At 62.9% G+C, this 22,439-nt stretch carries 24 protein-coding genes; 10 read left to right on the forward strand and 14 right to left on the reverse strand.

The window, feature by feature from the left end; translation table 11 throughout:
* Positions 1-94: 94 nt before the first annotated feature.
* From XH98_RS01555 to XH98_RS01575, 5 genes are all read left to right on the forward strand, one after another.
* Positions 95-1,528 carry a basic amino acid/polyamine antiporter gene (locus XH98_RS01555; RefSeq protein ID WP_271617588.1) on the forward strand — a complete coding sequence of 478 codons (1,434 nt, stop codon included), beginning with the start codon at positions 95-97 and terminating at the stop codon, positions 1,526-1,528.
* Positions 1,529-1,554: 26 nt separating this feature from the next.
* Positions 1,555-2,817, forward strand: a complete 1,263-nt coding sequence (gene arcA, locus XH98_RS01560) for an arginine deiminase (RefSeq protein WP_271617589.1) — start codon at positions 1,555-1,557, stop codon at positions 2,815-2,817.
* A 363-nt stretch (positions 2,818-3,180) separates the two neighbouring features.
* Entirely contained in the window at positions 3,181-3,948 is a 768-nt protein-coding gene (locus XH98_RS01565; RefSeq protein WP_271617590.1) for a sensor histidine kinase, read from the forward strand.
* Positions 3,949-4,036: 88 nt separating this feature from the next.
* Positions 4,037-4,666, forward strand: a complete 630-nt coding sequence (locus XH98_RS01570; protein WP_271617591.1) for a response regulator — start codon at positions 4,037-4,039, stop codon at positions 4,664-4,666.
* A 171-nt stretch (positions 4,667-4,837) separates the two neighbouring features.
* Positions 4,838-5,473 (forward strand): response regulator, encoded by a 636-nt coding sequence (locus tag XH98_RS01575; RefSeq protein ID WP_271617738.1) that lies wholly within the window; start codon positions 4,838-4,840, stop codon positions 5,471-5,473.
* A gap of 162 nt (positions 5,474-5,635) precedes the next feature.
* On the opposite strand, the gene XH98_RS01580 is transcribed toward XH98_RS01575, so the two are convergent.
* The 12 genes from XH98_RS01580 to XH98_RS01635 form a co-directional block, all read right to left on the reverse strand.
* Positions 5,636-7,483 (reverse strand): putative bifunctional diguanylate cyclase/phosphodiesterase, encoded by a 1,848-nt coding sequence (locus tag XH98_RS01580; protein WP_271617592.1) that lies wholly within the window; start codon positions 7,481-7,483, stop codon positions 5,636-5,638.
* Positions 7,459-7,740 carry a PAS-domain containing protein gene (locus XH98_RS01585; protein ID WP_271617593.1) on the reverse strand — a complete coding sequence of 94 codons (282 nt, stop codon included), beginning with the start codon at positions 7,738-7,740 and terminating at the stop codon, positions 7,459-7,461. Before XH98_RS01585 ends, XH98_RS01580 begins: the two co-directional genes overlap by 25 nt.
* Positions 7,741-7,767: 27 nt before the next feature.
* Positions 7,768-9,123 (reverse strand): globin-coupled sensor protein, encoded by a 1,356-nt coding sequence (locus XH98_RS01590; protein ID WP_271617594.1) that lies wholly within the window; start codon positions 9,121-9,123, stop codon positions 7,768-7,770.
* A gap of 60 nt (positions 9,124-9,183) precedes the next feature.
* A complete protein-coding gene (locus tag XH98_RS01595) occupies positions 9,184-9,645 on the reverse strand; it encodes a protoglobin domain-containing protein (RefSeq protein ID WP_333931495.1) in 462 nt (153 codons plus the stop codon).
* 217 nt (positions 9,646-9,862) lie between these two features.
* A complete protein-coding gene (locus XH98_RS01600; protein WP_271601538.1) occupies positions 9,863-10,858 on the reverse strand; it encodes a PAS domain-containing protein in 996 nt (331 codons plus the stop codon).
* A gap of 132 nt (positions 10,859-10,990) precedes the next feature.
* Positions 10,991-11,260 (reverse strand): DUF3551 domain-containing protein, encoded by a 270-nt coding sequence (locus XH98_RS01605; RefSeq protein ID WP_271617595.1) that lies wholly within the window; start codon positions 11,258-11,260, stop codon positions 10,991-10,993.
* Between the two features lie 192 nt (positions 11,261-11,452).
* A complete protein-coding gene (locus tag XH98_RS01610) occupies positions 11,453-12,376 on the reverse strand; it encodes a LysR family transcriptional regulator (RefSeq protein WP_271617596.1) in 924 nt (307 codons plus the stop codon).
* Positions 12,377-12,422: 46 nt separating this feature from the next.
* Positions 12,423-12,899 (reverse strand): hypothetical protein, encoded by a 477-nt coding sequence (locus XH98_RS01615; RefSeq protein WP_271617597.1) that lies wholly within the window; start codon positions 12,897-12,899, stop codon positions 12,423-12,425.
* Between the two features lie 13 nt (positions 12,900-12,912).
* Positions 12,913-16,062, reverse strand: a complete 3,150-nt coding sequence (locus XH98_RS01620; RefSeq protein WP_271617598.1) for an efflux RND transporter permease subunit — start codon at positions 16,060-16,062, stop codon at positions 12,913-12,915.
* Positions 16,059-17,135: an efflux RND transporter periplasmic adaptor subunit gene (locus XH98_RS01625; RefSeq protein ID WP_271617599.1), complete on the reverse strand. Its 1,077-nt coding sequence runs from the start codon at positions 17,133-17,135 to the stop codon at positions 16,059-16,061. The genes XH98_RS01620 and XH98_RS01625 overlap by 4 nt, the downstream gene beginning before the upstream one ends.
* Complete coding sequence (locus tag XH98_RS01630; RefSeq protein WP_271617600.1) at positions 17,132-18,247, reverse strand: efflux RND transporter periplasmic adaptor subunit; 1,116 nt, start codon at positions 18,245-18,247, stop codon at positions 17,132-17,134. Before XH98_RS01630 ends, XH98_RS01625 begins: the two co-directional genes overlap by 4 nt.
* Complete coding sequence (locus XH98_RS01635; protein WP_271617601.1) at positions 18,244-18,993, reverse strand: histidine kinase dimerization/phosphoacceptor domain -containing protein; 750 nt, start codon at positions 18,991-18,993, stop codon at positions 18,244-18,246. The genes XH98_RS01630 and XH98_RS01635 overlap by 4 nt, the downstream gene beginning before the upstream one ends.
* 233 nt (positions 18,994-19,226) lie before the next feature.
* Between XH98_RS01635 and XH98_RS01640 the strand changes: the two genes are divergently transcribed.
* Positions 19,227-19,880: a TetR/AcrR family transcriptional regulator gene (locus tag XH98_RS01640; protein WP_271617602.1), complete on the forward strand. Its 654-nt coding sequence runs from the start codon at positions 19,227-19,229 to the stop codon at positions 19,878-19,880.
* 40 nt (positions 19,881-19,920) lie between these two features.
* Here XH98_RS01640 and XH98_RS01645 read toward each other — a convergent pair whose 3' ends face one another.
* Positions 19,921-20,568, reverse strand: a complete 648-nt coding sequence (locus tag XH98_RS01645) for a TetR/AcrR family transcriptional regulator (protein WP_271617603.1) — start codon at positions 20,566-20,568, stop codon at positions 19,921-19,923.
* Between the two features lie 4 nt (positions 20,569-20,572).
* Complete coding sequence (locus XH98_RS01650; RefSeq protein WP_228749192.1) at positions 20,573-21,010, reverse strand: hypothetical protein; 438 nt, start codon at positions 21,008-21,010, stop codon at positions 20,573-20,575.
* Between the two features lie 490 nt (positions 21,011-21,500).
* Here XH98_RS01650 and XH98_RS01660 point away from each other — a divergent pair, with 490 nt between their 5' ends.
* Genes XH98_RS01660 through XH98_RS01675 form a run of 4 tightly spaced genes read left to right on the forward strand, consistent with a single transcriptional unit; the run spans position 21,501 to position 22,432 of the window.
* Entirely contained in the window at positions 21,501-21,701 is a 201-nt protein-coding gene (locus XH98_RS01660; protein ID WP_271617605.1) for a hypothetical protein, read from the forward strand.
* Positions 21,698-21,880 (forward strand): hypothetical protein, encoded by a 183-nt coding sequence (locus XH98_RS01665; protein WP_271601550.1) that lies wholly within the window; start codon positions 21,698-21,700, stop codon positions 21,878-21,880. The genes XH98_RS01660 and XH98_RS01665 overlap by 4 nt, the downstream gene beginning before the upstream one ends.
* Positions 21,874-22,092: a hypothetical protein gene (locus tag XH98_RS01670; RefSeq protein ID WP_271617606.1), complete on the forward strand. Its 219-nt coding sequence runs from the start codon at positions 21,874-21,876 to the stop codon at positions 22,090-22,092. Before XH98_RS01665 ends, XH98_RS01670 begins: the two co-directional genes overlap by 7 nt.
* A gap of 58 nt (positions 22,093-22,150) precedes the next feature.
* Entirely contained in the window at positions 22,151-22,432 is a 282-nt protein-coding gene (locus XH98_RS01675; protein WP_271617607.1) for a hypothetical protein, read from the forward strand.
* The last annotated feature ends 7 nt before the right edge of the window (positions 22,433-22,439 follow it).

Consider the following 22,439-nt stretch of genomic DNA (forward strand, 5'->3'; position numbering starts at 1 on the left):
GATATTCCAGGCTGTGCCCAAGGCGCATGGTGCAACGACCGGGCAAGTCAATCGGCCGGGATGTAGCGCACCCCTCGTGTCGCGAGGTCTCCCCATGACTGGGACGCCGTCAATCCAGAAACTCTCTCTGTTCGCGTTGACCGCGATGGTGGTCGGCTCGATGGTCGGCTCGGGCATCTTCTCGTTGCCCCGCACCTTCGGCATCGCCACCGGCCCGTTCGGCGCCATCTTTGCCTGGTGCATTGCCGGTGGCGGCATGTACACCCTCGCGCGGGTGTTCCAGACGCTGGCCGAGCGAAAGCCCGAGCTCGATGCCGGCGTCTACGCCTATGCCAAGGCGGGGTTCGGCGACTATCCCGGCTTCTTATCGGCATTTGGGTACTGGATCGGCAGCTGCATCGGCAACGTATCCTACTGGGTCCTGATCAAGTCGACCCTGGGCGCTTTCTTCCCGGTCTTCGGGGAAGGTAACACGGTGACCGCGATTGTCGTCGCCTCGATCGGAATCTGGCTCTTCCACTTCATGATCCTGCGCGGCGTGCAACAGGCGGCCGCAATCAACACGGTCGTCACCATCGCCAAGATCGTGCCGATCCTGGTCTTCATCGTCATTCTCGCGTTTGCATTCAAATACGACATGTTCCGCGCCAATTTCTGGGGCGGCGAAGGCATGCCGGACAAGAGCCTGTTCGACCAGATCCGTGCGACCATGCTGGTCACGGTGTTCGTGTTTCTGGGGATCGAGGGCGCCAGCGTCTATTCACGCTACGCCAAGGAGCGGTCCCACGTCGGCTCGGCGACGATTTTGGGCTTCGTGATCGTCACCAGTCTCATGGTGCTCGTCACCATGCTGCCTTACGCGGTGCTTCCCCGCGCGGAAATCGCCGAGATGCGGCAGCCGTCCATGGCGACGGTGCTCGAGGCGGTGGTCGGGCATTGGGGCGCCGTCTTCGTCAGCATCGGGCTCCTCGTCTCGGTGCTCGGAGCCTATCTTGCATGGTCCCTGATCTGCGCCGAGGTGCTTTCGGCGGCCGGCCGGACCAGGGACATGCCAGCCCTGTTCGGAACGGAGAATGCGAACAAGGTCCCGGCCGCGGCGCTGTGGCTGACGAATGTGATCGTCCAGCTCTTCGTCATCAGCACCTATTGGTCGCAGGACGCGTTCGCGTTGATGCTCAATCTGACAAGCGTGATGTCACTGATTCCGTTCTTCCTGGTCGCGGCCTACGGGCTTCGGCTCGTCAGGCGGGGCGAGACCTATGAGAAGAGCGGCAGTGAGCGAACGCGCGACACGATCTTCGCCGGCATCGCCTTCGTCTACACGCTGTTCCTGATCTACTCTGCCGGGATGAAGTTTCTGCTGCTGTCCCTGATCCTCTACGCGCCTGGGACGGCACTGTACTTCTGGGCGCGCCTGGAACGGAAGGCGAAGGTCTTCACAGCTGTCGAGTGGGGCATCTTCATCGCAGCCGCTGTCGGCGCGGCTGTCGGAATCCACGGATTGGCCACTGGCTACATTACGATCTAGGCAGCAAAACTCCCGGGAGAATTCCCATGGCAAATCAGACGTCGGCCACTTCGATTCGCTTTGGTGTCCATTCCGAGGTCGGCCAGTTGAGGAAGGTGATGGTCTGCTCGCCCGGCCGCGCCCATCAGCGCCTCACGCCGTCGAATTGCGACACCCTGCTGTTTGACGATGTGCTGTGGGTGGAAAACGCGAAGCGCGATCACTTCGACTTTGTGCAGAAGATGCGCGACCGCGGCGTCGACGTCGTCGAGATGCACAACCTGCTGGCGGAGACGGTCGCGATCCCCGAGGCCAGGAAGTGGATTCTCGACAATCAGGTCGTTCCCGATCAGGTCGGCCTTGGCCTCGTCGACGAGCTTCGCTCCTACCTCGAGGGCCTCAAGCCGCGCGACCTTGCGGAAACCCTGATCGGCGGCGTGTCGACCCATGATTTCCCGGACGCACATGGCGGTGAGACGCTCAAGCTGGTCCGCGAAGCGGCAGGCATGACCGAATATCTGCTGCCGCCATTGCCGAACACGCTGTACACACGGGATACGACCTGCTGGATCTACGGCGGGGTCACGCTCAACTCACTCTATTGGCCTGCGCGCCACGAAGAGCCGATCCTCACGACGGCGATCTACAAGTTCCACCCGGATTTCGCCGGAAAGGTGAATGTCTGGTGGGGCGATCCGACCAGGGATCACGGACTGGCCACACTCGAAGGCGGCGACGTGATGCCGATCGGCAAGGGCAATGTGCTGATCGGATTGAGTGAACGCACCTCGCGTCAGGCGATCAGCCAGCTCGCTGCGGCTCTGTTCAAGCAGAAGGCGGCCGAGCGCGTCATCGTGGCTGCCATGCCGAAGTTGCGCGCGGCGATGCATCTCGACACCGTGTTCACCTTCGCCGACCGCGATTGCGTGCTGCTTTATCCCGACATCGTCAACAACATCACGGCGTACTCCTATCGGCCGGCCGACAATGCCACCGGCATCGAACTACGGAGAGACGAGAAGCCGTTCGTGGAGGTCGTGGCCGAATCGCTCGGCCTGAAGAGGCTGCGCGTGGTCGAGACGGGCGGCAACGCCTATATGCGCGAGCGAACGCAGTGGGACAGCGGAGCTAACCTGGTTTGCGCCTCACCAGGCGTCGTGTTCGCCTATGATCGCAACACCTATACCAACACGCTGCTGCGCAAGGAGGGGATCGAGGTCATCACCATCGTCGGCGCCGAGTTGGGCCGGGGTCGCGGAGGCGGACACTGCATGACCTGCCCGATCATCAGGGACGCGGTGGACTACTAGGCGGATCGTGTGGACCGGCCGTGGCCGGCGTGTCACGGCCGACCGCCACTTTAGGCGAGATGGAACTCACGATCATCGAGTTCCGATCGTAGCAGCGAAGCGTGGGCCTCCGCGTATGGTTCGTGAAGGCCATTCGCGGCGCTTGCACATGTCCGACTGCGGCACAAACTGCATACTCGAACCTGTGGGCTTTCACAGATTCGAGAACTCGCCCCTGCAGCAGTGCAACTTGTTTGTGCCCGCAACCTAACGGTGTATAACATTTGTGCCCCACGGGCGCGCGCATTCGTCCGATACGCCCAGTTGGGCAGGCAGGAGACGCTCGATATTGAGATTCGATGTCGAGCGTCACCGGAGAAGTGAGTGCGTGCCGTGAAGCCACATCGCTCTTCCCCCAGCGAGCTGGATCATCCGATCTTCAATTTGGCTTCCATCCAGGAGGATATCCAGCAGCGGATTGCTTCCGATCTGCACGATTCGACATGCCAGCATCTGATCGCTGCGAGCCTGGGCCTGATGCGGATCCGGCGGAGCCTTTGCGATCCGGCCGCGACCGAGCGGCTTTGCCAGGAGATCGACGCGTCGATCGACGAAGCGCTCAGGGAAATTCGCGCCTTTGCCTATTTGCTGCATCCGCAGAATCTGACGCTCGAGAGGCTGAAGGCCACGATCGAGCATTACGCGGATGGTTTCGCGGTGCGCACGTCGCTGCGGGTCACGACCAGAATCGCGCCGGAGGTGGATCTGTTGCCGTACGAAAAGCAGCGCTCGATCCTGCGAGTTGTACAGGAGGGCCTCACGAACGTGTTCCGTCACGCGAAGGCGACGGAAGTGGGTATCGTCCTTGATGCGGCCAAGAGCGAGCTTCGGCTGACGATCAGCGACAACGGGTGCGGGTTTCGAGCCGACCACGCCAGGCCAGGCGCGAGGGCGATATCGATCGGCGTCGGAATTCCCGCAATGAAAGCGAGACTTCAGCAAATCGGAGGTTCGCTCGAGATCTACTCCGATACGACGGCGCACCGCTCCGGCACGATACTTCGCGCCGTCTTTCCGCACGGTCTGACGCCGAACAGGCGCAACTCGCGCAAGGCCGGCACTGTGATACGAGGGGCAACGAGAACACTGTGAGGAAACAAGAACACTGAACACCGATGGCAGGCGAGAATAGAGCCATTCAAGCCGGGCCGCCGTGTGAATGACCCCGGAGTACTCGGACATGAAGCGTTTCCTTATCGCTGATGATCATGAAGCCGTGCGATCAGGTTTGCGGGCAGTGCTCGAGCAGCGAACGGATTGGGAAGTGGTCGCCGAAGTGAGCGACGGCGGCAAGGTGTTGAGCGCGGCAATCGAGAGTCAGCCGCATGTCGCGATCGTGGATTTTTCGATGCCGCGAATGACCGGCGTGGAGGTTGCGCGGCGGATCAGGGAATATCCGTTGCCGACGGAAGTCTTGATCTTCACGGTGCACAATTCCGGCCTGCTTGCGGAGCAGGCGTTCGAGGCCGGTGCACGCGCGTTCCTGGTCAAATCGGATGCAAACAGATTGCTTCTGGCAGCCGTCGAATCGCTTCTGGTGCATAGGCGGTTTTGCAGCGTGAGTTGCCCGAGTGGAGCGAACCGGACATCGTGCGGCAATGCCGACCAGTCCCACGGGCTCACGCCGCGCGAGCAACTCGTCGTCAAGCTGGTTGCGGAAGGTTACAGCAACAAAAGCATCAGCACGATCCTGAACCTCAGTGTCAAGACGACGGAGGCGCATCGGGCGGCGGCCATGCGCAAGCTGGACGTGAATTCAACTGCCGGCCTGGTCCGATACGCCGTACGCGCCTCGCTCGTCGAGGCCTGAGGGCGCATCGGCCCCGGCGATGTCGTGAGCGAGGGCGCCAGCTGAGTAACTTCGCAGAAGCATCTCAGGGTTTTGCAGGATAATCCTGCGACGTGCGATCGATAGGATCGTTCGACCTTGCCGCCGCCGGTCATCTGCTCGACTGTGGCCGGAACAACGAGAACGACGCCCGTGAAACGCATCTTGATTGCGGATGATCATGAAGTCGTGCGCTCCGGGCTGCGCGCAATCGTTGAAATGCAGCCGAACTGGATTGTTGCGGGCGAAGCGAGCAATGGCGAGCAGGCCATCGCGTTGGCCGTGGAGGCGAGGCCGGACATCGTGATCGTCGACTACTCGATGCCACTCATCAACGGACTAGAAGTCAGTCGCCGTCTCAGGGCGCTCCATCAGCGTACGGAAGTGTTGATCTTGACGATGCATGAGGACGAGGAGCTGCTGACGGAAGCGGTTCTGGCCGGCGTCCGCGGCTTTCTGTTCAAGTCGGATGCCAAGAAGCACCTCATTTTCGCGATCGAGGCGCTGCTCGACGGAAGACCCTATTTTACCAGCGCCCTAGTGGAGAAGCTCCTGCACGACTACCAGCTCAACAAGCAGGGCAAGTCGGGCATGCTGCTGACGTCGCGCGAGCAAAGCATCGTCCAATTGATCGCGGAAGGGCATACCAACAGATCCATCAGCGTCGTTCTGAAGCTGAGCGTGAAGACGGTCGAGACCCATCGCGCCTCGGCGATGCGCAAGCTCGGAATGTCGTCAACGGCCGAACTGGTCCGGTATGCGATCCGCAAGAAGCTGGTAGTGCCGTGACTATCCGTTTCTGTCTCAATCTCGAAAAACAACCCCATGCACAGTAGCCGACGCATTGACGCCGCTGCGATATTTCGTCTTTTACGAAAATCGCTTGATCCGTCGGGCAAAACAGGGGCATGATGTCAGGATCAAGCAGCTGAGCGTCAACCATGCGCCGGTTCACAAGCCCGGCTTGCATCCGACAACCGCGCTCGCCCTCTCCAGCGGGCCAAATGGCGCAGGCTTGCCCAGCAGATAGCCCTGCACCGAATCGATTCCTTGACCCCGCAAATACGCAAGCTGCTCCATTGTTTCAACACCTTCCGCCGTGACCTCCACATCGAGGCCGCGGGCCAATGTCATGATGGATGCGACGACCGCCCTGCTCGCCGGCTTGCCCGGCAGCTCGCTCGTGAACGAGCGGTCGATCTTGAGCTTGTCGAACGGGAATGAGACGACCGAACCCAGCGAGGCATAGCCGACGCCGAAGTCATCCAGGGCAAAGGTTATTCCAAGGTCCTTCAACCGGCGAAACAACAGGAGATTCTCCTCTCTGTCCTGCAGCAGCATCGATTCCGTCACTTCGAGCTCGAGCCGATGCGGCGGAAGGCCGGTTTTCATCAGCACGCCGATGATGGAGTCGAACAGCAGCCCTCCCCGGAATTGAGCCGGAGACAAATTGACCGCAACCCTGAGCTCCGCGGGCCACGATGCGGCGTCTGCGCACGCCCTTTCCAGGGTCCACCGTCCCAATGCCTCCATCAGCCCGCTATCTTCGGCAACTCCGATGAACTCATCTGGATAAAGCAGGCCCCGAGTGGGATGGCGCCATCGCACCAGCGCTTCCGCGCTGCGCGGCCGCAGGGATTCGGCCTCGCAGATAGGTTGATAGTGGAGCTCGAACTCGCCGCGCGCAACCGAAGCCCGGAGCTCATTGACGAGCCGATTGCGGTCTTGCGCGCGGCTGCGCATTTCATCTTCAAAGACATGAAATCCGCTGCGCCCGTCCGATTTGACTCGATACAGAGCCAAGTCGGCCTTGTAGAGCAGCTCTGGAACCGTAACACCATGCAACGGTGCAATCGAGATGCCGATGCTGACGCCGACCGAGGCCTCCTGCGACTCGATCGAGAACGGTATGGCGATCGCCTGCAGCAGATCGATCGCGAGCGCTTCGGTCTCTTTACGATCGTCGGTGGAGCTGGACTGCACGATCGCGAATTCGTCACCGCCCAGGCGTGCGATCAGGGCAGTTTCTGGAACAACCGAGACAAGACGTCCGCTTAGCTGCTTGAGCAATGCATCGCCGGCGGCATGACCGAGCGTGTCATTCACATGCTTGAAGCCATCGAGATCAAGCAGGTAAATGATCAGCTGCTGCCGTCTTGCCTGTACTCGGGATAGCCGTTCCGAAAGATCGTCCAGAAGAGCAGCACGGTTCAGAAGACCGGTCAACGCGTCATGGCGGGCCGCATGACTGAGCTGCGCTTCGGCCTTCTTTCGGGCAGTAATATCGACCCGGATCGCCATGTAGGCAACCGGCTTCCCGTCAGGGCCAAGCTGGGGCGTGATCACGGTGTCGACCCAGTACAGCTCGCCACTTTTGGCCCTGTTGCACAGCTCGCCCCGCCAGACGCCTCCTCGGGCGAGGCAACGGTACATCTGGCGAAAAACCTGCGATGAATGAACCCCCGATTTCAGGAGACGGTGGTTGCTTCCAACCAGCTCCTCCCGATTGTACCCGCTGATCTCGCAAAACCGATCGTTGGCGTAGGTGATCGTGCCGCGAACGTCCGTGATCGCGACAATGACGGCCTGGTCGATTGCGTACTGCCTCTCGATCAGCTCCTGCCTCGCTTCTTCGGCCCGGACCATTGCGAGGCGAAGCTCGGTCACATCGCGGTGCCGTTCGACGAAGCCACCGTCCGACATCGGATGCATATCGAGCTCGACGAACGACCCGTCCTGCAATTCATAGGTGGTGCGGAACGCTTCGCGCCGACCTATGGCCGCCAGATAGCCGGCCAATTTGCCTTCGCCCCGACCACCCGGGCATGGCGGCTTATGAGAACATCCTCGGCGGGGCGACCCGGCGAGACCTGCGAGGACGTCAGCGAATAGAGGCTGCGGTGCTGTTCATTGGCGATCACCAGCCTGGATCGCCAATCGAAGACACACAGGCCATGAGAGCTGCTTTCGATGGCGGTGTGGAGCAGCTGCTCCCAGTTCACCTCGCGCTTCGGCGCGCGTCCGCCGACCCCGAAATCGATCGTTGGTTGAGTCATTGTGCCGCCAGACTTTTGAATGTTGCGCTAGGCTGCTCGAATTTCGGCAAAGAACGTTTCCACCTCCGACCGGAGGGCCGCAGCCTGCACCGAGAGTTCTTCGGACGCGCCCAGGAGTCTTGCCGCTGTCTGCCGAGTTTCAGTGGCGGCTTGGCTCACCCCGGTGATATTGGTGGATACCTGCTGCGTGCCCTGGGCTGCCTGCTGGATATTTCGCGCAATCTCGGCGGTCGCAACGCCCTGCTCTTCCACGGCCGCCGCTACGACGGTCGCAATCTCGCTGACGGAGCCGATGGTGCGGCCGATATCCTGGATCGCCGCCACCGCCTCCTTGGTTGCGCCCTGAATCGAGAGAATCTGCTCTCCGATTTCGCCAGTAGCCTTCGCCGTCTGCTCCGCCAAGGCTTTGACCTCGGAAGCAACGACAGCGAAGCCGCGCCCGGCCTTCCCGGCTCGCGCGGCTTCGATTGTGGCATTGAGAGCAAGCAAGTTAGTCTGTCCCGCGATTGTGCTGATCAGCTCAACCACGTCGCCGATCCGCTGCGCCGCCTTCGCAAGGCTCTGGACCGTGTCGCCGGATCGCGCTGATTGCTCGACCGCAATCCGGACGATCTTGGTCGAGTCGGACACCTGACGGCCGATCTCCTGAATTGACGAGGTCAGTTGCTCGGTGGATGCGGCAACCGCCTGCACATTCGTCGACGCTTCTTCCGAAGCTGCCGCCACCGCGCCGGACTGCTGGGTCGATTGCGAGGAGCTTGCCGCCATGGCATTGGCTGCGCTCTGGAGACTGTCCGCCGAACCATCGACGGTGTCCAACACCCTTTTCATCCGGGAATCAAAGCTGCGGATCGCAGCGCGGACCTTCTCCTGCCGCCTTTCCCGCTCGGCAAGCATTGCCTCCTGGTAGACGGAGATGGCGATTTCCATGTCGAGCATCACGGCGCAATTCACCGCGCTCAGGATCTCGCAGAGGCGCCTTTGCCTCCAGCGATAGCGCCGCGTGGCGAGCGCCACGAGCTGGTTCAGGACAAAATTATATCCACCAATGTACCAACGTGGCTCCAGGCCGATCTTGTTGTGGATCATGCCGATGGCACGGACACCCTTCAGGTACTCGGCATCGAACCGCCCGTTGAACAGCCGCGCCCAATGCGTGCCCTGGGCTGATTTCAGCCTGGGAATATCGTTGCCGATCAACGCGGCAAGCTGAGGCTCACTCGTTACGTGCCGGTAGAAACCGTCGAGAATGCGTGGAACGGCCGGCTCGGCGATGGCCCAGAATTCCCGCAACAGCTCCCCCGTGCGGGGCGCAATTCCCATGAAGCGCAGTCTCGCCTGGGCGTGCTGATCGGAGGTGGCGCAGGCGGGCAGGTCCGTCATGGTCTGGTCCTTTCAAAAGTGACCGTGAAAAGAACTACGGGAATCCGGCACCGAACCGGCTCAGTCGACGAGCCAGTCGGAATAGCTTGAAAGGGTGAGCGCCATGTCGACGGCCACGTATTTTTCGCGTGTGACGACGAGCGCCACCTTGAGCGGCGGTGGGATCGAGGCGTCGAACAGCAATTGTTCGGTGAACCGGGACTTCATCAGGGCGTAACCGGCGACGTACCACCTGGGATCGAGGCCCAGTTCGCGGTGCATGATTCCGACCTTGGTCGCCCCGCGCAGATAGGCCTGATCGAATCCGCTGTTGAACAGCGAATGCCAGTGCTCCTTTTGCTTGACCATGAGCCGCTTGATGCTGCGCTCATCCAGCAGGAAGCCGACGTGCGACCGCCGCGTGCGCCGGTAGAAGTCCGCGATGACGAGGTCACTCGATTCGTCGAGCAAGCCCCACAGCCGCTCGGCCAGAAGCTGAGTGCGCGTGTCGATTCCGAGATATCGAATGATTAGCGTCATCATGCTTGCACGTCTCGCCGGAGCTCCACGTGCAGAACAATAATGCCGACCCTGCTAACCTTCTGTTAGGCAAAATTGGCGGCTGCGAAGCGAATTGCGCGCCCATTGCCTGTGTCCGCGCACCTCACTTCGGCAGTTTAGAGCCAAATTTGCGGTGATGGTCATCGATAGGCGAATGCAGCGACAAATCTTGCGGAATCAGCCCCGGCGATGCGCCAAATTAGCGAGGACGCACACCCGGTTTTCCGGCCTCCGGAAACAAAAATTCGACACCGGCGCTCGCAAACGCGGCTTCGATGCCGGCAAGCGCCGGATCGTTGTGTGGCGGAGCGCCGTCCGCCTCTTCCAGTCGCCGAATGGTCGCACGCGAGATCCCCGCAGCGTGCGCCAAATCCTTGACCGACCACCGCACGATCCCGCGCGCGGCCCTGATTTGCGCCCCCGTGATGCGGTGGGCACCGGCGCGCGCCGTATTGCGGTCGAGATCAACACTGATCCCCAGCCACTCCTTGATATTGCCTGCATCATCCAGCAGCGGCTGGCCGGTGGAACGCTTCCATTTGAAAGTACCGTCGGCCTGGAGAAAGCGGTGCACGACGTCATAGCCACGCTTCTCCCGGCTCGCGGCCGCACAAACTCTGAGCATCTTCTCCTGATCATCGGGATGGACGAGCTGGAGCCAGCCAGATTCGGACGCAACGATCTGGCTGCCATGATCACAATTGACGACTTCGTGGATTCGACCGTCCGATTTGGCGATCCACACCACGGCTCCCGCAGCCTTGATCAGGGCACGGTACCGCTCGTCAGCAATCCGCAGCCGGTTGAGCTGATCCTCGCGGGTCGTGATATCGGTGCAGACACCGATGGCCTTCTCCGCCGCCCCCTCCGGGTCAACAAAGACGATGATCTGACAATAGATCCAGGCGATGTTGCCGCCGCGGCGAATGACGCGGAATTTCCGTCTGATGGTCGAGGCCTCTTGGATGACCCGCTCCACCTCGGCCTGCGCGCCTCGATCGTCCGGATGGGTAACCTGGAGGATCGCCGCAAAGGATGGCACTACCTTTCCCGGCTCGATGCCCAGAAGATCATGATACCCGCGAGACCAGTGCATCTCATCGGTACGCAGATTCCAGCTCCACAGTCCGCACCGCAGCTCACGCTCGATCAGACCGAAGCTTTCTTCGGTGCCTCTCTTCAAGAGGTCCAACATTTTTTTGCTCTTGATAGTCCAAAGACCTGACACTTAACGAAGTCAGGAACATTGTCCAGCGGTGCGCCAGCCTAGTAGAGCAAGGTTCTGGCGCGAATTTGCGCCAGAACGCTCGGCAAGATCGGGAACGCCTTAGTGGTGTCGACGGCCGCTGTTTTTCGGAGCGTATGCAAAGGACTCGGCCTGATAGAAGGGATCGCGCGTGCAGCTTCCGCCGCGACCGGAAATCATGGCAAGGCACTGCTCCATGGTATCGAAGCCGCAATTCCGCGGCGATCCCAAGGTGTAATCCACGCGGCAAAACTCATAGTTCTTCGCGCTTGCTGGCTCTGCCATGCCCCAGAACGTCGCAGCGGCGAGCGCCGCCGCTGCGATGGTGCTCAAGGCGATCGTCTTGGTCATGTCTACTCTCCGTGCGTTCGGGTCGGTGATGAAACCGACGGACGGTTACCCGGCGCCAGCGTTCGGAAAAAGCAGACACAGCGCGAAAGACTGTCTCGCGGATTGAGCCAATCCAATCGACCAGTCGGGCACATGGCGTGAATAAAGTCGTGAATGTTGGAACGACCCGCCGCTGCAGGCGACCTCTTCGAGCTACACGATCGCTTCTTCGGACAAGGCCGATTGTTCGGTGCGGATCTGCCGAACCTGCTCGATGACGAAATCCATTACCAGACGGGTGCGGGGCGCCAGATGTCGGCGTGACGGGTACACCAGGCTGAAGGGCAGTCCCGGCGAAGGATAGTCGCTCAAGAGACGGACGAGATCGCCTCTGCGGAGGTCATCGACCACCTGCACGAGCGGAAGAAAGGCAATGCCATATCCGACACGAGCCGCAAGATGGACCGCGGCGCCATCATTGGCGAGCATGCCGCCCGACACACGAACCTCCCGCGCGGTGTCCGGCCCTGCAAAGGCCCAGATGTCCGATCCCGGGCCGATGTCGTGGATGATGCAGGGATGGCTTGCGAGTTCGACCGGATTGCGCGGCTCGCCGTGCGCTGCGATGTAGCTGGGCGCCGCGACCACGACACGGGCCGCTATCCCGATCCGCCGTCCGACGAGGGACGCATCGACGATGTCCCCGACCCGCATGGCCAGGTCCAGGCGGTCTTCGATCATGTCGCCGAACCGGTCGTTTACAACAAGTTCGACCTTGAGGCCGGGATTGCTCGCCAGCAGCGCCGGCAGTCGCGGTGCGAGAAAATGGCTGGCCGCGACCATGATCCCGAGGCGAACCAGGCCCACGGGCGATGCGCTCTGTCGTCCAAGCGCAGCTTCGATGGTCTCGATGCCTTCGAGCACCGGGCGCGCGAGATCGAGCAGCATCTGTCCGTCGTCGGTCAGGCTGAGCTTGCGGGTCGTCCTGTGCAGCAGACGAACGCCAAAATGCTCCTCGAGAGAGGAGATCTGCCGCGCCACGGCCGCCTTGCTGACGTCGCGCTCGCGCGCCGCAGCCGAGAATGAGCCGGTCTCGGTGACCCGCACCAGTACCGCCAGGGCGCTTACGATGTCCATGTCGCGTTCAGCCGGACTGCGCTCGTTAGATGCAACGTGCTCACGGCTAGTCGCAGACGAGATACCTGCTATGGCGTCTATAAACGTAGTAGCAGTCGCTACTCGAGTAGCCGCCCGAGCGCGCGCCGCCATAGGCGTACCCGGCATAGGCGCCGGCCGCGTATGCGCCGGCATAGCTCGCAGCGCGCGCTCCATATCCATATCCGTGCACACCGCCATAGCGATAGCCGGCACCGCCGATGTTGACCGCGGTGGTCCGCGCGGCGTTCACGACGGTCGGCCCGCCGCTGACACCTCGCGCGGCGAGATCGGCGCGCGGCCCCGCTGCCGGACCGAGGCGAGGACCGCCAAGTGCGGCGGGACCGGGACCTGCGAAGGCTGGAGGCGCTGCTGCAGCCATGGGTGGAGGGCCCGCGGGCGCCATCGGCGGCGGCGGAAATTGCGCAAATGCAACAGAGGGGGCGAGCGAACCCGCCGCGATCGTCACAGCGATGGCAACCGCTGAAAGGGTCTTCGAGGGCATCATCATCTCCATTTTAGATTTGGGGCTCGAGCACAGGCTCTGGCGCGTCGCGCGCGGGCCTCCGTTCGGCCGGTGCTTCGTGCGCAACGGCTTCGTCGGCATGTGAAGGTGATTCATCCGCCTGGTCAGGATGAATCCTGAACCACGCGACATACAGCGCCGGCAGGAACAGCAGCGTCAGCAGCGTGCCGACGATGATGCCGCCCATCATGGCGTAGGCCATCGGACCCCAGAAAATCTCGCGCGCGATCGGAATGAGCGCGAGACTTGCGGCGGCAGCCGTGAGCAGGATCGGTCGCATGCGGTGCTCGGTTGCTTCCACCACGGCCTCCCAGGCCGGCCTGCCCTCCTTCTTTAGATCCTCGATCTGCACGATCAGGATCACGGAGTTGCGGACCAGGATGCCGATCAGGGCGAGCACGCCGAGGATGGCGACGAAACCAAGCGGCGCGCCGCTCGGCAGCATGGCCATGACGACGCCGATCAGCGCGAGCGGCGCAACGGCGAACACCAGGAACAGGCGCGAAAAGCTCTGCAACTGCACCATCAGCACGGTCGCCATGACGAACAGCATCAGCGGTACGACCGCGATGATCGGCCCCTGGCTCTTGGCGCTCTCTTCCACCGAGCCTCCGATCTTGATCGCGTAACCCGCGGGCAGCTGCTTGGCAAATTCCGCCACCCTCGGCGCGAGCTGGTCGACGACCGTCTTCGGCTGCACATCGCTGACGACGGCGGCCTTGAGAGTAATCGTTGGAATCCGTGCGCGCCGCCAGATCGTGGGCTGCTCGAGCTCATAGCGCAGATTGGCGACGGCGCCGAGCGGCACCGATTGACCGCCGAGCCCGGGCATCTGAAGGTCGCGCAGTGTATCGATCGAGGCGCGTTCCGCTGCGGTCGCGCGGCCCGTGACATTGACGAGATAGATGCTGTCACGCACCTGCGTGACCGGCGTGCCCTGGAGCACCGAGTTCAGGGTGGTGGCGATATCCTCCGAGGTGACGCCGAGCTGGCGCGCCTTGTCCTGGAGCACATCGACCTTGACGACCCGCGCGGGCTCCATCCAGTCGAACACCACGTTGCCGAGGTCAGGACTGCTGCTGACGACGCCGGCAAGCTTTTGCGCGAGGTCGCGGACCTCGGCGATATCGGGCCCGCTCAGGCGGTATTGCACCGGACGGCCGACAGGCGGGCCGACCTCGAGCAGCTTGACGTAGGTGTCGGTGCCAGGGAAGGTCTTCCGCAAATAGTCCTCGAACTGCGACTTGAGACGGTCGCGCGCGGCGATGCCGCCTTTGGTCACGATCACCTGCTGGCCGAACCAGGTGTTGGCGGTCTGAACATCGAACGACAGCACAAAGCGCGGCGCGCCGGTGCCGACATAGGTGGACCAATGCTCGACCGCATCGTTGCCCTGCAACTGCTCGCGCTCGAAGCGGGTCATCTGGGCGTTGGTGTCGGTGATCGAGGCATTCTGCGGCAGGTTCCAATCGATGACGAGCTCGGCTCGGTCGGACGAGGGAAAGAACTGCTGCTGCACGAACTGCAAGCCGAACAAAGCGAGCAGGAAGGCGCCGGCCGTCACCGCAATGGTGCTCCAGCGGTGATGCATGCAGAACAGCAGGAGACGCGCAAACATCTGCGCGACGCGACCTTTTTGCTCGTGATGTCCCTTCATCCTGGCCGGCAGGATGGTGACGCCGAGCAGCGGCGTGAACAAGACCGCCACGATCCAGGAGACGATCAGAGATACCGCGATCACCACGAACAGGGTGAAGGTGAACTCGCCGGCATTGCTGCTGTTGAGCCCGATCGGGATGAAGCCGGCCACGGTAACAAGCGTTCCCGTCAGCATCGGAAACGCGGTCGACGTATAGACGTGGGTGGCCGCCTTTTCGAGGGGATCGCCGATCTCGAGCCGCGCCACCATCATCTCGACCGCGATCATGGCATCGTCGACCAACAGGCCAAGCGCGATGATCAGGGCGCCCAGCGAAATGCGCTGCAGCGAGATGCCGCAATAGGCCATCACCACGAAGGTGATCGCGAGCACGAGCGGAATGGCGATGGCGACCACGAGACCTGCCCGCAAGCCCAGGCTCAGGAAGCTGATGCCGAGCACGATGATCACGGCCTCGAACAGCGCTTCGGTGAAGCCAGAGACCGCATGTTCGACCACGACGGGCTGGTCGGCAACGAGATGGACACCGACGCCGATCGGCAGGTCGGCGATGATCCCGGCCATCTCTTTCTTCAGCGCCTCGCCGAACTGGAGCAGGTTGGCACCGGACTTCATGCCGATCGCAAGTGCAATGGCGGGCTGACCATTGTATCTGAACAGCGTTGACGGTGGATCGGCATAGCCGCGCGTAATGGTCGCGACATCGGTCAACGGGAAGAAGCGGTCGTTGATGCGCAGATTGACCGCCTTCAGGCTCGCCTCAGAGGTGAACTGGCCGTTGACGCGGACGCTGATGCGCTCCGGACCCTCCTGGAACACGCCGGAGGGCGCCACCGCGTTCTGGCCTTGCAGCGAATTCATGATGGCGTGGACGTCGAGGCCGAGCGCCGCGGTCTTGCGGGTGGAGAATTCCAGATAGATCACCTCGTCCTGCGCACCGAGAATGTCGACCTTGCCGACATCCGGCACCGTCAGCACCTTGGCCCTGATATCCTCGACCTGGTCGCGCAGCTGTCGCTGGCTCAAGCCGTCGCTGGTGAAGGCATAGACGTTGCCGAACACGTCGCCGAAACGGTCGTTGAAGCCGGGCCCGATCACGCCTTGGGGAAAATCGCCCCTGATGTCGGCGATCATGTTGCGGACGCGCACCCAGGTCGGCTTGACGTCGGCGGCCTTGGTCGAATCGCGCAAGTAGACGAACACGGTGGTCTGGCCCGCGACCGTCACGCTCTTGGTGTAGTCGAGCGATTCCAGCTCCTCCAGCTTCTTCTCGATCCGGTCTGTGACCTGACGGGTCATCTCCTCAGGGGAGGCGCCCGGCCACTGCGCCTGGATCACCATGGTCTTGATGGTGAAGTCGGGGTCCTCCTGCCGTCCCAGCTGGAGATAGGCAAACAGGCCGGCCGCCATGAAGGCGATCATGAAATACCAGACGAGCGAGCGATGGCCGAGCGCCCAGTCGGAGAGGTTGAACGACTTCATGGCTCTTGATCCTGTTGAATGCGGACGTGCTGTCCCGGCTTGAGGCTGTGAACTCCGGCGGTGACGATTCGAGCGCCTGCGGCAAGCCCGCCGGTGACGCGGATGCCTGCCGGTTCGGCGACGCCGTCGATCTTCTGCAACGAGACGGTGCTGGTGGTTTGGTCGACCACCCAGACGAATTCGGCGCCGTCCCTGGCGAGCACCGCTGATGCGGGCAGGCGCAAGACCTTGCCCTGGTCCTTGCCGAGCCTGGCCGTGACCGTCGCGCCAAGGCGGAAGCTTTCGGGCGGATTGTCGAGCGCAATCCGAACGCGGCGCAGCCGCGTCAGCGCATCCGCCTGCGGCGCGATTTCACGGATCCTGCCCTCGACCTCGACGGCGGGAAGGAGCTGCAGGCTGACGGTGAAGGCGAGACCCACCTCGAGCGGCACGGGAAAGTCTTCCCCGATATCGACGACCGCCTCGCGAATGTCCGGCCGCGCGACCGTCACCACGGTTTGACCTGGGGAGACCACCTGGCCCACTTCCGCTCCAACAGCGGTGACGACGCCGCCGAAATCGGCCTTGATCTGGGCATAGCCGAGTTGCTCGATTGCTTTCGTCAGGCTCGCCTGCTCCTGTGCGACGCTCGCTTCGGCTCCGGCGCGCGCTTGCTCGGCATTGTCGAGTGTCTGTTTCGTGGTCGCCTCGCTGGTGATCAGCGTCCGTTGCCGCTCCTCCGTGGCCCTGGCCGTCGCAAGCTGCGCCTCGGCCTTCGCAAGCTGGGCTTTGGCAGCGCGAACGGCGAGATCGAGCGCGGTGGGATCGATCGTGCCGATGATTTGTCCTTCGCCGACGATGTCGCCAACATAGACCGGGCGCGAGGTCAGCCGTCCGAGCACGCGAAAGCCGAGGTTGGTCTTGTAGCGCGGCTCGACGACGCCGACGGCAATTGTGCTGTCGCCGCTGTTCGGCTTGGCCAGCATCGAGAGCACGGGGCGCACGGGCTCCGGCGCGTTCGTCTCCTGCTGACACCCGGCGAGCAGCGAGGCCGCCGCGAGCGTGCCGGCAATCATCATGATCGGTCGCTTCATGACCGTCCTCCCGCTTCAGTAACAGACTGGCCAACGCTCAAGAGCTTGCCGCCGTCGACGACGACGCGCTCACCGGGCTCGAGGCCAGCCTTGATCAGCACCTGCCCGGCCTCGTATGCGCCGACCGTGACCGGCTTCAGCGACGCCGTCTGCGTCCTGGGGTCGACGGTCCAGACGGCAGGCTTGCTGCCCGCGGCCATCAGCGCGCTCCAGGGCAAGGCGATCTCGTTCTGAGGCTTCGCCTTGACCGTTCCGGCGACGGCGCTGCCCAGTGTCATGGCGGCCGGCGGATTCTCGATGGACACCTTGACGCGGATCGTGGAGCTCTTCGCGTCGATCACAGGTGAAATCTCTCTCACCTCGCCCGCTGCCGTCACATCGGGATCGGAGACGAGCGCCAGCGTGACGCGGCGGCTGTCGGTCTGGCCGAGGAAGGCGGACTCATAGACCTCGAAGACGGCATCCCGCGCCCCGTCCTGCGCGAGCGAGAACACGGGTTGCGCGGCCGGCACGACCTGGCCGACCTCGAGATTTCGCGCGGTAATCACGCCGTCGGCTTCGGCGCGCAGCACGGTATAGCCAAGCGCGTCCTGCGAGGTGCCGAGCTGCGCCCGGGCTGCCTCCAGCACGCCGACCGCCGTTCGCAGGCCCTCCTGGGCCTGATCGTAGACGGTGCGGGTGGTGAAGCCGCTCGCGATCAGCGCGCTCTGGCGCTCGAACGTTGCCTTCGCCACGCGCAGCTGAGCTTCGGCGGAGGCCACTGCCGCGGTCGCAGCATCCACGTCGGCCGCCTGCTCGGCCGGATCGAGCCGGGCGAGGACGTCGCCCTTGTTGACGTGAGCACCAACGTCCACGGTGCGAGCAACCACACGTCCGCTGACGCGGAAGGAAAGATCGGCACGGAAGCGGGCCTGGACCTCTCCCGTCAACGTGATGGCGTCTTGCCGGTCGCGCGGCTGCACGATCGTGGTCCGGACCAGCGCAGCCCGCGTCGCCGTCTGCGCCGCGTGATCATTGCAGCCGCTCAGTGCGATACTGACGAGCGCGCCCGCTGCGGCGAAAACCTTCACCGCACGCGGCGCCATGATCGGATGGGAGGATCGGCTGGTCATGGCGCGACCGTCGGATGGGACAGCGTCAAGAGCCCGGCGAGCGCATCCGTGGATCGGCGGGAAGCGAGCGCTGTGTCAGTCGAAGCGGTGGCTCGCGTGCGGCGCGGCGCCCTCATCTGGCGCGTCGCGATGGTCCAGTTTGCGTCCCGTTCGCGCTCGGTCAGCGGGAACGAGAGGACGATCGAGGTGAATTCGGTGCCAAAACCCTGCTCGATCCGGCCGCCGAGCGCTCTGGCGATATCCCGCGCGATCCGCAATTCGCGGTCTGAGGCATCGCGCGCCGGACGCGAGCCGTTGTCCAGGATCACGCAGTTCACCAGCGCGCCGGTCCGCGTCAACTTGACCCTGATCTGCCCCGGTCTCGCCTCGAAGCAGGCGTGCCGTGCCGCGTGCATCACGAGCTCGTGGACGATCAGCCCCAGATGCCAGCAGCGCTCCGGCTGCAGCGCGAGGGACTGCGTCGCGAATGCCAGCTGAATGTTCATCCGGTCCAGCACCGCGCGCCGCATGCCGCAGCCCAGCTTGCGAATGGAGGTCGCGGCGTGGATCAGCGTATCGCCCGCGGGCATGGCCAGCGCACGATGCACATCGGAATAGCCCTGCAGCAGCTCGACCACGTCGCTCAGCGCGCATTTGGCTTCCGCTCCCTCGACCCGGATCGCCGCGGCGGAGACCAGGTCGATGGCGAAGGCAACGCCATTGCTGACCCTGTGGTGCAGCTCCCGCAGCAGCGTGCCTTCCTGCAAGCCGGACGGCCCTCGGTTCAACAGAGTCACATCATTCTCCTCATTTGGATCGAACGATCCGGCCAAACGTCCACCTTTGCGGCCCGGATCATCCGGGGCGCTCGCCAGGCCTGCCGAGCAGAGCCAGGCTAATAATAAACTATACCGTATATTTTCTTTTTCTTGCCTTTCTTTGCAGACCATGTCAAGCGGGAAAGCGACATGCACAGACTCGTGATTTCGGAGGTCCAAAAATGAAGAAGACGAAGCGAGGCAGACCGCCCAAGGATCTTGCAGGCGACGCGCAGGCGCGCATCCTCGATGCAGCCCAGCAGCTGTTTCTGGAGAAGGGCTATCGCAGCGCCAGCATCGACGACATTTCCGAACTCGCGCCCGCGAGCAAGCCGACGATCTACGCCCACTTCCCCGGCAAGGAAGCGCTGTTCGCGGCGGTGGTGGCCCGCACGGTCGAGGGATTGACTGATTTCAAGGGATTCTCGCCGGAAGGCCGCACCATCGAGGACAAATTGATGAACCTCGGGACCGAAATCGTGGAACGGTTCGTGGAGGAATCGGTGGACTTGGTCCGCGCCACTATCGCCGAATCGCAGCGATTTCCCGAACTGAGCCGCAACGTTCATGACACCGCACGCGATCGCTCTCAGTCCGCGGTGTCCCAACTGCTGGACGACGCCACGCAGAAGCTTGCGCGCGCCCCCAAGGGTCCTTTCAGTGCCACGCGAAGCCGCGCCACGGCGCAGATCTTTCTCGACCTGATCGTGCTGCCAATGCTGTTCCGGTCGCTCGTCGGCGAGACACCGAAGGACCTGAAGAGGGAGCTTCCCGGCTTCGTGCGCGAGCGCGTCGGATTCTTCCTGGCGGCCTGCGAGACGGACTGGTCGCACTAGAATTGCGGCAAGTCTTATCTTCGGCGCGAGCGACGCTGCTTCAGCCGGCCCTGAGCTGCCCATGAGGTATCACCTTGGCCGGCTGCAACGATGGCGCGCGACGCAAAGCGCTCGTACAAAATCTCAACATTTCTTCGAAGCTTGGTCGCAGCACCGCAGCGCCGACCCGCGATGGGTTGAGATGGACGTCCATGGCTTCCAGCAGGCAGCAGGTCAGCGCCATCGGGCTGCCGCCCTGCAGTTCGCCGCGTGCTTGCCCCGTGCCGATGATTGGTCGCACCAGCCCCCGGATCCTGTCGTGATAGGCGAGGACGACTGTCCAGTTCTGACGAGCAGCCAACGCCACCAGATCCTGCACGCGTCGGTGCTTCGCTGACCGACCTTCGTTGCAATCGGCAATCGCTTTCAGGATCGCCGCCAGGCGCTGCAGCGCCGGCCCCTGGGTCCGGGCCGCCTCAGCTGCAGCACTGACCGTCTCGTCGAGTAGCGCTCCGACCACAGCCTCTTCAATCGACCGCTTCGAGGGAAAGAAGCGGTAGACGTTGGCTGAGGACATCGACAAGCGCCGTGCGATGTCGGCGACTGTGGTCTTGTGGTGGCCGATCTCGCAATAGAGCTGGAGAGCCGCCTGCATCAGCCTGCGGCGGGCATTCTCGTTCCCTGCCCTGTCACCAATCTGCTCGCTCATGATCTCACCGTGCCGGAAGATTCATGAGCTCGCTGCGGCAGGCTTCGCCGAAATCCCGCAAAGGGTCCATCTCTTCGATGAAGTCGGGCAAGTCGACGAACGTCCGGTTTGGCGACAGGTAGGTCTCGATGATGAGGCGACCGGTGCGCTCGGCGGCGTGCACGACCTCATCACTCGACAGGATCCGCATACGGCCCACCAGCGTGTACAGGCTGACAAGTTGCGGGATCTCGGCCCTGTCGCTGACCAGCGCGTCGGCATAGAGCCGTGAGGCTTCCTCGATGAAGCTGCGGTACAGCCGCTCGCGCTTCGAGAAGGCGCGGGCATGATGACGCTCGCGAAGCCGCCGGCGCCGGCTGAACCACCCGCTGACAATCGTCGAGACCGCTCCGAACGCCGAGCCGCTGAAGGCAGCCAGGGCCGGTATATACACCGCGCTCATGAGATCGCTCCTGTCTCCTGCCGCGATGCCGATGCAATTCAGGGCAGCAACCCCGCCGCACCGGTTGCGGCATCAATCCTTATCTGCCCCTGGCCGAACCGGTGCTGGCTTGGTCGAACACCGCCTTGCACGCTTCGCTCAGGTTCGATTTCCTCTGCCGCAGACAGGCTTCGACGCCCGACGGGTCCGGAATGTAGGCGCTGCACAGACGAAAGGCGTCCGGCGCACAGGCCGCCCTCTGCTCCGCGGTGCCCTGGTTCTCCTGAGCTGATGCTGATGCTGATGCGCTGCCAAGCGCAATCACGACCGCTGCGAACAATATTTGCGTCAATCTCGTCATGTCAGATCCTTTCTTTGCTCGAGGCTTCTGGTTGGGCGGAGCCTCACCGCCTTGATCCTGCACACGCGCTTGTGAGGTCCTCGTCTTGACAGCATTCGCCGCGCGTGATTTATATGAACTATACGGTGTATTTTATTAATGAGACGGAGAATGTCAACCTTGCTGTTCGCATTGATGCGCGAAAATCCGCTGCCCGGACTTGCCGCCGCATCGCTGAACATCGTCGTCGCCATGTGCCTCGTGGCGCTGAGCCTGCTGCTCGGCATTACCATCGCGATGATCGCGTCGGCTCATTCGCTCGCCACGCGCGATCCCGCCCCCAACCGGCTGCAGCGGAGGACGGTCGCATGACGCCTGCCCTGCTGATTGCCCGCGACTGCATCATCTATTGGGTCAATGTCTGGCTCGCGCCGGTCGAATTCGTGTTCGACGAGATCGAGTCCGAGCTCGCGCGCAGAAACGCCGCGGCTGAGGACTTCGAACGCCCTGCGCAGCGACGTGAGATCACGACCGGTGGCGCGACATGTTGAACTTCATCGAGGTCTTTGACGTGATGGAAGTGAATCCGATCAGCCGGGAGGCGGTGTGGATCGGTCTTACCGGAACGCGGACGGCACTCCAGCGCGACGGATTCATGATCGACCCGAAGGCAGGCGCCTTTTGTCCGGCGGACTGGCTCGACGAGCGCGGCTATCTCGACGCCGAACTCGCACGCCGGCATCCGCGTCCGTGGGGCATCTGACGATGAGACTGTGTGATTCCACCGCCGGGAGCGAGCTGTGGTGAGCCGACGATCCGCCATGTTCATGCGCGCAAGGCAGCCGATCGATAGCGCGCTTCCTCTGCGCGGCTATTTCCTGTCGGTGGGCGGAGCTCTGGTCTGCTTGTTGTGGTTGGCGGACTGGGCGCTGCCGGCGCAACTGCCGGGTCGCTTTTCCGAGCCGAATCCCGCACGGCCTGAAATCCGCATCCACTCCGACGTGAAGGGACCGGAGCTGGTCACGATCGATACCAATCAGCCCCTGCCCGCGCCCTCCGACAAGGAGATCGTCGTCGCCCACGCCCCTGTTGCAGGCGACTGACCAACCC

It is taken from the genome of Bradyrhizobium sp. CCBAU 51745 (assembly GCF_028128715.1).
Classification (GTDB): domain Bacteria; phylum Pseudomonadota; class Alphaproteobacteria; order Rhizobiales; family Xanthobacteraceae; genus Bradyrhizobium; species Bradyrhizobium manausense.

What these genes read in the sequence shown, in the direction of transcription:
- XH98_RS01555 (WP_271617588.1), top strand. Translation starts at nt 95, where the DNA reads ATGACTGGGACGCCGTCAATCCAGAAACTCTCTCTGTTCGCGTTGACC.
- arcA (WP_271617589.1), top strand. Translation starts at nt 1,555, where the DNA reads ATGGCAAATCAGACGTCGGCCACTTCGATTCGCTTTGGTGTCCATTCC.
- XH98_RS01570 (WP_271617591.1), top strand. Translation starts at nt 4,037, where the DNA reads ATGAAGCGTTTCCTTATCGCTGATGATCATGAAGCCGTGCGATCAGGT.
- XH98_RS01585 (WP_271617593.1), bottom strand. Translation starts at nt 7,740, where the DNA reads ATGACTCAACCAACGATCGATTTCGGGGTCGGCGGACGCGCGCCGAAG.
- XH98_RS01590 (WP_271617594.1), bottom strand. Translation starts at nt 9,123, where the DNA reads ATGACGGACCTGCCCGCCTGCGCCACCTCCGATCAGCACGCCCAGGCG.
- XH98_RS01595 (WP_333931495.1), bottom strand. Translation starts at nt 9,645, where the DNA reads ATGATGACGCTAATCATTCGATATCTCGGAATCGACACGCGCACTCAG.
- XH98_RS01600 (WP_271601538.1), bottom strand. Translation starts at nt 10,858, where the DNA reads ATGTTGGACCTCTTGAAGAGAGGCACCGAAGAAAGCTTCGGTCTGATC.
- XH98_RS01605 (WP_271617595.1), bottom strand. Translation starts at nt 11,260, where the DNA reads ATGACCAAGACGATCGCCTTGAGCACCATCGCAGCGGCGGCGCTCGCC.
- XH98_RS01610 (WP_271617596.1), bottom strand. Translation starts at nt 12,376, where the DNA reads ATGGACATCGTAAGCGCCCTGGCGGTACTGGTGCGGGTCACCGAGACC.
- XH98_RS01615 (WP_271617597.1), bottom strand. Translation starts at nt 12,899, where the DNA reads ATGCCCTCGAAGACCCTTTCAGCGGTTGCCATCGCTGTGACGATCGCG.
- XH98_RS01620 (WP_271617598.1), bottom strand. Translation starts at nt 16,062, where the DNA reads ATGAAGTCGTTCAACCTCTCCGACTGGGCGCTCGGCCATCGCTCGCTC.
- XH98_RS01625 (WP_271617599.1), bottom strand. Translation starts at nt 17,135, where the DNA reads ATGAAGCGACCGATCATGATGATTGCCGGCACGCTCGCGGCGGCCTCG.
- XH98_RS01630 (WP_271617600.1), bottom strand. Translation starts at nt 18,247, where the DNA reads ATGACCAGCCGATCCTCCCATCCGATCATGGCGCCGCGTGCGGTGAAG.
- XH98_RS01640 (WP_271617602.1), top strand. Translation starts at nt 19,227, where the DNA reads ATGAAGAAGACGAAGCGAGGCAGACCGCCCAAGGATCTTGCAGGCGAC.
- XH98_RS01645 (WP_271617603.1), bottom strand. Translation starts at nt 20,568, where the DNA reads ATGAGCGAGCAGATTGGTGACAGGGCAGGGAACGAGAATGCCCGCCGC.
- XH98_RS01650 (WP_228749192.1), bottom strand. Translation starts at nt 21,010, where the DNA reads ATGAGCGCGGTGTATATACCGGCCCTGGCTGCCTTCAGCGGCTCGGCG.
- XH98_RS01660 (WP_271617605.1), top strand. Translation starts at nt 21,501, where the DNA reads ATGTCAACCTTGCTGTTCGCATTGATGCGCGAAAATCCGCTGCCCGGA.
- XH98_RS01665 (WP_271601550.1), top strand. Translation starts at nt 21,698, where the DNA reads ATGACGCCTGCCCTGCTGATTGCCCGCGACTGCATCATCTATTGGGTC.
- XH98_RS01670 (WP_271617606.1), top strand. Translation starts at nt 21,874, where the DNA reads ATGTTGAACTTCATCGAGGTCTTTGACGTGATGGAAGTGAATCCGATC.
- XH98_RS01675 (WP_271617607.1), top strand. Translation starts at nt 22,151, where the DNA reads ATGTTCATGCGCGCAAGGCAGCCGATCGATAGCGCGCTTCCTCTGCGC.